Below are 6510 nucleotides of genomic sequence, written 5' to 3' on the forward strand. Positions count from 1 at the left end.
CTGATTCATTACGTCCGCTCCCGCCATCAGTGCGCCGAGGTGCCGAGGTAGGCCTCGATCACCGCGGGGTTGTTCTGCACCTCGTGCGGCAGGCCCTGGGCAATCACTTTGCCGTAGTCCAGCACCGTCATGCGGTTGCACAGCCCCATCACCAGCTTGACGTCGTGCTCGATCAGCAGGATGGTCCTGCCGTCGTTCTTGATCTTGTCGAGCAGGCCGCGCAGCTCCACCTTCTCGGTCGCGTTCATGCCGGCGGCCGGCTCGTCCAGCGCCAGCAGCTTGGGCTCGGTCGCCAGCGCGCGCGCGATCTCCAGGCGCCGCTGGTGGCCGTACGACAGGTTGCGCGCGGTGAAGTTGGCGTACTTGCCGATGCCGACGTAGTCGAGCAGGTCATGCGCCATGTCTTCGATGCCCTCTTCCTCGCGCCGCACCGAGGGCGGGCGGAAGATCGCGCCGAACACGCCGGCCTTGGAGCGCACGTGGCGCCCGACCATCACGTTCTCGAGCGCGGTCATGTCGCCGAACAGGCGGATGTTCTGGAATGTGCGCGCAATGCCGGCCTTGGCCACCTCGTGCACGGCGGTCGGCTGGTAGGGCTTGCCGCCCAGCACGAACTCGCCCGAATCCGGCGTGTACAGGCCGGTGATGACGTTGAAGAAGGTGGTCTTGCCGGCGCCGTTGGGGCCGATCAGCCCGTAGATCTCGCCCGGCTTGATCTGCAGCCCCACGTCGGACAGTGCCTGCAGGCCGCCGAAACGCTTGTTGACCCCCTGCACGGACAGGAGGAAATCGTTGTTGCTCATATTGTCCTCCTGGTCAGAAACGGCCCACGCTGCCCGGACGGCGCACCACCGGGCGGTCTTCCTTGCGCGGCGACGGCCAGATGCCGGCGGGGCGGTACAGCATCACCCCCACCAGCGCCAGCCCGAACAGCAGCTGGCGCAGCACCTCGGCATCGACGATCACCTGGCCGAACAGGCCGGTCTGCATCGGCTCGGCCACCACGCGCAGCAGTTCCTGGAAGCCCACCAGCAGCACGCCGCCCAGGATCACGCCCGGGATATGGCCCATGCCGCCCAGCACCACGATCGCCAGCACGTAGATCGATTCCCACAGCGTGAACGATTCCGGCGAGACGAAGCCCTGGAACGCGCCGAACACCGCGCCCGACGCGCCGCCGAACGACGCGCCCATGGCGAACGCGAGCAGCTTGATGTTGCGGGTGTTGATGCCCATCGCCTTGGCGGCGATCTCGTCTTCGCGGATGGCCACCCAGGCGCGGCCGATGCGCGAGGTCTGCAGGCGCAGGCACACGAACACGATCACGATGACCAGGAACACCAGCAGGTAGTAGTACATGAACACCGGCGAGAACTTGAGCCCGAAGATCTCGTGCGACTTCGAGAAATCGAAGCCGAAGATATGCACGGGGTCGACCGCGGTAATGCCCTTGGGACCGTTGGTGATGTTCACCGGGCGGTCCAGGTTGTTCATGAAGATACGGATGATCTCGCCGAAGCCCAGCGTGACGATGGCCAGGTAGTCGCCGCGCAGCTTGAGCGTCGGCGCCCCCAGCAGCACGCCGAAGGTGGCGGCCACCAGGATGGCGAGCGGCAGCACGAACCACATCGACAGGTGCACGCCGGTGGGGAACAGCTGCTGGATCCACTCGAACTGGTTCGCCAGATGCGGCGAGCCGAGCAGCGCCATCATGTAGGCGCCTACCGCGTAGAACGCGATATAGCCCAGGTCGAGCAGGCCGGCAAAGCCGACCACGATGTTCAGGCCCAGCGCCAGCATGATGTACAGCAGCGCAAAGTCGAGCACGCGGACCCAGTAGTTGCCGCCCAGGGTCTGGACGATGAACGGTGCGCACAGCGCGACCACCAGGAAGCCGATCAGTGCGGCCAGGGTCTTGGCCGGCACCTTGGTCGGCGCCGCGACCGCGGCCGTGGATGGAATCGGAGTATTCATGGATTCGCTCTCCTCAGGCGCGATCCGCCACGCGTTCGCCCATGATGCCGGACGGACGGAAGACGAGCACGGTGATCAGTACGATGAAGGCAAAGACGTCCTGGTAGTTCGAGCCGAACACGCCATTGGTCAGGTCGCCGATGTAGCCGGCGCCGAGCGCCTCGATCAGTCCCAGCAGCATGCCGCCGACCATGGCGCCCGCCAGGTTGCCGATGCCGCCCAGCACCGCGGCGGTGAACGCCTTCAGTCCGGGGATGAAGCCCATGTAGAAGTGGGCATTGCCGTAGTTGGTGGCCATCATCACGCCGGCCAGCGCGGCCAGCGTGGCGCCGATCATGAAGGTGGCGGAAATGACGAAATTGGGGTTCACGCCCATCAGGCCGGCCACCTTCTGGTTCTCGGCGGTGGCGCGCATGGCGCGGCCGAGCTTGGTGCGGTTGACCAGCGCCAGCAGGCCGGACATCACCATCACGGCCATGCCGATGATGACCATCTCCTTGCCGGTGATGGTGGCGCCGGTGGTACCGATGTCGATCGGCTCCGACGGCAGCAACTGCGGGAACGTCAGCGGGTTGCGCGACCAGATCAGCATGCCCATCGTCTGCAGAATGATGGAAACCCCGATCGCGGTGATCAGCGGGGCCAGCCGCGGCGCATTGCGCAATGGCCGGTAGGCGACCCGCTCGATCGAATAGGACAGGATCGCGCAGACCGGCATCGCGATCAGCGTGGCGATCACCAGCGTCAGCCATTCAGGCAGGCCGGGAGCGAACTTCTGTAATCCGAGGATGGCTGACAGGGCAGTCAGCGCGCCGATCATCAGCACGTCGCCGTGGGCGAAGTTGATGATGCCGAGAATGCCGTAGACCATGGTGTAGCCCAGTGCGATCAGCGCATAGATGCTGCCGAGCACCAGACCGTTCACGATCTGCTGGATAAAGATATCCATGAAAACTCCTGCTTCAAGTCCCTGACCTTACGGCATGGTGTGGATGCCGGGGGGACCCTGGTGTGTGATGGGTAACGTTGCGGTGGTTGGTTTGCTGGTGAGCGGCCTGCCCTGTTCCATCCATGGTAAGGATGCTTCTACATTAGGCGAGGCTAAAAAGAACGGCACCGCAAAATACTCACGGTGCCGTTCGGATGGGCCGGTAAGCCCAGATTACATCTTCACGACGTCGAGGACGGACTTCTTCTTGTCCTTGTACTCGTACAGCGTGATGGTGCCTTCCTTCATGTCGCCCTTCTCGTCGAAGGCGATGTTGCCGATCACGCCCTTGTAGTTGGTCTTGGGCATTTCGGCCAGGATGGCAGCCGGTTCGGTCGAGTTGGCGCGCTTCATGGCGTCGACGACGACCATCACCGCGTCATACGTGAACGGCGCGTAGATCTGCACCGGCGCATTGAAGCGGGACTGGTAGCGCTTGTCGAAGTCCGCGCCCTTTTCCATCCGCGACAGGGCCAGGCCGGCCTCGGAGCAGATGATGTTGGTCACGGCATCGCCGGCCAGCTCGGCCACCTTGTCGGTGCAGACGCCGTCGCCGCCGACGATCTTGGCACCGATGCCCAGTTCCTTGGCCTGCTTGGCGAACGGGCCGCCGGTGGCGTCCATGCCGCCGTACATGATCACGTCCGGCTTCTTGCCCTTGATCTTGGTCAGGATGGCCTTGAAGTCCGTGGCCTTGTCGTTGGTGGCTTCACGCGCGACCACGTTCACGCCGGCGGCCTTGGCGGTCTTCTCGAACTCGTCGGCCAGGCCCTTGCCGTAGGCGGTGGCATCGTCGACGATCGCCACGCTCTTGGCGTTCAGGGTCTTGGCGGCGTAGTTGGCCAGGGCCGGGCCCTGCTGGGCGTCGGTGGCCACCACGCGGTAGGTGGTCTTGAAGCCCTGCTTGGTGTAGTCCGGGTTGGTCGAAGACGGCGAGATCTGCACGATGCCGGCATCGCTGTAGATCTTCGACGCCGGGATCGACACGCCCGAGTTCAGGTGGCCGACCACGGCGACGACCCTGGCATCGACCAGCTTCTGCGCCACGGCGGTGCCGGTCTTCGGGTCGGCGGCATCGTCTTCGCCGATCAGTTCCAGCTTGACCTTCTTGCCACCGACTTCCAGGCCGGACTTGTTGACTTCTTCCACGGCCAGGCGGGCGCCGTTTTCGTTGTCCTTGCCAAGGTGCGCAATGCCGCCGGTCAGCGGGGCCGCGTGGCCGATCTTGACGACGGTCTCGCCGCCACCGGCCGCAGGCGCTGCGGGAGCCGCTGCCGCCGGCGCCGAAGCAGCCGGATCCGCCGGCTTGTCTTCCTTCTTGCCGCAAGCTGCGACCAGCGCCACTGCGGCCGCGATCGGCAGAATCTTGGCAAACGTGATTTGCATGAGTGATCTCCTAGGATTCACAAAAACAGGGATTTGCAACGCCGCCCGGACGTTTCCCTGGACCGCCTTTGTTTAGTTTCAATTTGAAACGCGCGCATTGTATCCCCTTTCTTAGTCGATGCAATACGCGACGCAACATCCTTGACGATTTACCGCGCATTTGAGCTAGGGAATTTCCCCAATGCACAGATTGCGGCAATTCCCGCTCACATGACGCGGCCGTCCCTCCTTCTTACAAGAACCGTGCCTGCGCCGCCGCAGGCGGCAAGGAAGCATCGCCGGCACCACCCATAATGCACGTTTATTAATTAGGCGTTTCATTTAATTTAGCTGGTGCTTCTCTCTAATGTGCAGAATGTAGCGCCGCACCATAATAGGGAAAACCCCAGCTTCGGGGATTACCCTGATTTGCGCCCGGCACCATTCCCCACCATGCCAGGCACCAGCCGCGGGCATTATCGGCAAGCCAGCTGAAGCCAGAAACAAAAAGGGCGCCGCAAACAGCGGCGCCCTTTTATCAGGCCATGCGGGTGCGGCGGGCACGCCCGCGCGGCGTTCTTCAGGCCGCTGCGCTGGTGGGCAGCAAGCCGCGCGGCAGCGGGAAGGCCATGTTCTCCTCGATGCCGTCGAGCGGACGCACCTGGCGCGCACCGAGTTCGCGCAGGCGCTCGACGATCGACTGGGCCAGCGCCTCGGGCGCCGAGGCCCCCGCGGTCAGGCCGATGCGGCGCTTGCCGGCAACCCACTCGGGCCGCACCTGCTCGGGCGCGTCGACCATGTAGGCCGGCACGCCCAGGCGCTCGGCCAGCTCGCGCAGGCGGTTGGAGTTGGAGCTGTTGGGGCTGCCCACCACGATCACCACTTCCACCTGCGGCGCCATGAACTTCACCGCGTCCTGGCGGTTTTGCGTGGCATAGCAGATGTCCTGCTTCTTGGGCTCGCGGATTTCCGGAAAGCGGGCCTTGAGCGCGGCGACGATCTCGCGGGTCTCGTCCACCGACAGCGTGGTCTGGGTGACATAGGCCAGCCGCGCCGGATCGGCGATCTGCAGCGTCCGGACATCGGCGACCGACTCCACCAGCACCATGCCGCCGTTGGCCTGGCCCATGGTGCCTTCGACCTCCGGGTGGCCGCGATGGCCGATCATCACGATCTCGCAGCCCTGCGCGCGCAGCTTGCTCACTTCCACATGCACCTTGGTCACCAGCGGGCAGGTGGCATCGAACACGTGCAGGCCGCGCCGGGCAGCGTCTTCGCGCACTTCGCGCGACACGCCATGGGCGCTGAAGATGACGGTGGCGCCGGCCGGCACCTCGTCGAGCTCGCGCACGAAGACCGCGCCCTTGCGGCGCAGGTCGGCCACCACATAGGCGTTGTGGACGATTTCGTGACGGACGTAGATGGGGGCGCCGAAGCGCTCGAGCGCGCGCTCGACGATCTCGATGGCGCGGTCCACGCCGGCGCAGAAGCCGCGCGGCTGGGCCATCAGGATTTCGGCGTCGGGTGCGGGGGTCAGGTCAGGCATGCGGCGGTATCCGGACGGGTTCGGCGTGGCGACGGTTCAGAGAATGCCGATCAGCTGCACGTCGAACAGGATGGTCTGCCCGGCCAGCGGATGGTTGAAGTCGAACAGCGCGGCGGTCGCGCCGATCTCCTTGAGCACGCCGGCGTACTTGCCGCCGCCGGGCGCGTTGAACTCGACCAGGTCGCCCGGGCTGTAGTCCTCTTCGAACGAGCTGTTCTCGCGCAGCGTGGCCAGCGACACCCACTGCAGCAGTTCGGCGTTGCGCGGCCCGAAGGCCTGCTCCGGCGCCAGGCGGTAGGTCATGCGCTCGCCTTCGGGCATGCCCAGCAGCGCCTGCTCGAGCGTCGGCGCGAACTGGCCCTGCCCCAGCAGCAGCGTGGCAGGCTTCTCCTCGAACGTGCTGACGACCTCGGTGCCGTTTTCGAGCGCGATGCTGTAGTGCAGGGTCAGGAAAGAGTCGGCCTGGACAGTCTTGCGGCCAGCCGTGCCGCCGTCGGCTTCCGACGCGAAAGTTTGCAAATTCATGGGTGATCAACCAGGGTAGGGTAGGAGCAGGCCATCGCTGGCCCACTCCCCCCTAAGAACCGTACGTGCGGGTTTCCCCGCATACGGCTCAAGCCTTCACAAAAATACCATC

The 6510-nt window shown here is 64.9% G+C and carries 6 protein-coding genes; all 6 read right to left on the reverse strand.

What is annotated here, in order from left to right:
* Nucleotides 1-26 precede the first annotated feature (26 nt).
* The 6 genes from CBM2594_RS13525 to CBM2594_RS13550 all read right to left on the reverse strand — a co-directional run bounded on the left by CBM2594_RS13525 (nucleotide 27) and on the right by CBM2594_RS13550 (nucleotide 6398).
* Nucleotides 27-803 carry an ABC transporter ATP-binding protein gene (locus CBM2594_RS13525; protein ID WP_116357273.1) on the reverse strand — a complete coding sequence of 259 codons (777 nt, stop codon included), beginning with the start codon at nucleotides 801-803 and terminating at the stop codon, nucleotides 27-29.
* A 13-nt stretch (nucleotides 804-816) separates the two neighbouring features.
* Nucleotides 817-1974 carry an ABC transporter permease subunit gene (locus tag CBM2594_RS13530; protein WP_116357274.1) on the reverse strand — a complete coding sequence of 386 codons (1158 nt, stop codon included), beginning with the start codon at nucleotides 1972-1974 and terminating at the stop codon, nucleotides 817-819.
* A gap of 13 nt (nucleotides 1975-1987) precedes the next feature.
* Nucleotides 1988-2923 carry a branched-chain amino acid ABC transporter permease gene (locus CBM2594_RS13535; protein ID WP_116357275.1) on the reverse strand — a complete coding sequence of 312 codons (936 nt, stop codon included), beginning with the start codon at nucleotides 2921-2923 and terminating at the stop codon, nucleotides 1988-1990.
* Between the two features lie 213 nt (nucleotides 2924-3136).
* Entirely contained in the window at nucleotides 3137-4348 is a 1212-nt protein-coding gene (locus CBM2594_RS13540; RefSeq protein ID WP_116357276.1) for a branched-chain amino acid ABC transporter substrate-binding protein, read from the reverse strand.
* 559 nt (nucleotides 4349-4907) lie between these two features.
* Nucleotides 4908-5873, reverse strand: a complete 966-nt coding sequence (gene ispH / locus CBM2594_RS13545; protein ID WP_116357277.1) for a 4-hydroxy-3-methylbut-2-enyl diphosphate reductase — start codon at nucleotides 5871-5873, stop codon at nucleotides 4908-4910.
* Nucleotides 5874-5909: 36 nt separating this feature from the next.
* A complete protein-coding gene (locus CBM2594_RS13550; RefSeq protein WP_116357278.1) occupies nucleotides 5910-6398 on the reverse strand; it encodes an FKBP-type peptidyl-prolyl cis-trans isomerase in 489 nt (162 codons plus the stop codon).
* Nucleotides 6399-6510 lie beyond the last annotated feature (112 nt).

This window comes from Cupriavidus taiwanensis (assembly GCF_900249755.1).
Lineage (GTDB): Bacteria > Pseudomonadota > Gammaproteobacteria > Burkholderiales > Burkholderiaceae > Cupriavidus > Cupriavidus taiwanensis_D.